Genomic DNA, 756 nt, shown 5'->3' with positions numbered 1-756 from the left:
GCCCCCACCGCGCCCGCCGAATTCGTGCCCGCCGCGGCCGCCGAGGCGTCCTCTCCGTTGACCACGCCTGCCGAATCCGCGTCCGCCGCAGCCGCCGAGGCGCCCGCCCCGCCTGCCGGGTCCGTCGGGTCTGCCCCCACCGCGCCCGCCGAATTCGTGCCCGCCGCGGCCGCCGAGGCGTTCTCTCCGTTGACCACGCCTGCCGAATCCGCGCCCGCCGCAACTGCGGAGGCGCCCTCCCCGTCGTCCGCAGCCGCCAAGGCGCCCGCCGCGCACGACGAGTCCGTCCCCGTCACGATCGACGGCCCCGACTTCGTGGCCCTGCAAGTCCGCGACCTGGAGGCCGCGGCGGCTTTCTGCGAGCAGCTGCTTGGGATGCGCCGGGCCGCGTTCTCGCCGCCGCACGCGGTCGTGTTCGACACCCGGCCGACCCCCTTCGCCCTCCGTGAGCCCATTCCCGGTGTCGACCTCGCGGACGTCGCGCGGCCCGGTCTCGGCGTGGTGATGTGGTTCCGTACCTCCGACGCCCACAAGCTGCACGACCAGCTCGTCGCCGCCGGGGTCAAGATCCTCACGCCCATGGCGGACAGCCCCTTCGGGCCGATGTTCTCGTTCGAGGGCCCGGAGGGCTACACGCTCACCGCGCACGGAGGCTGACCGTGCACGCCCTCTCCCTCGTACCGTCGGGACCCTTCTCGCTCGCCGCCGGAATCCGTTTCCTGGGGGGCTTCACACCCGCTCGGTACGAGGGCGGGC

At 74.5% G+C, this 756-nt stretch carries 1 protein-coding gene; it reads left to right on the top strand.

All coding sequences use genetic code 11. From position 1 onward, the window contains the following. Positions 1–297 precede the first annotated feature (297 nt). On the top strand, positions 298–657 hold the full coding sequence (locus AB8Z36_RS41395; RefSeq protein ID WP_369218484.1) for a VOC family protein: 360 nt from the start codon (positions 298–300) through the stop codon (positions 655–657). The last annotated feature ends 99 nt before the right edge of the window (positions 658–756 follow it).

It is taken from the genome of Streptomyces flavofungini (assembly GCF_041028215.1).
Classification (GTDB): domain Bacteria; phylum Actinomycetota; class Actinomycetes; order Streptomycetales; family Streptomycetaceae; genus Streptomyces; species Streptomyces flavofungini_B.
This window is presented reverse-complemented; position numbering and strand designations above follow the sequence as displayed.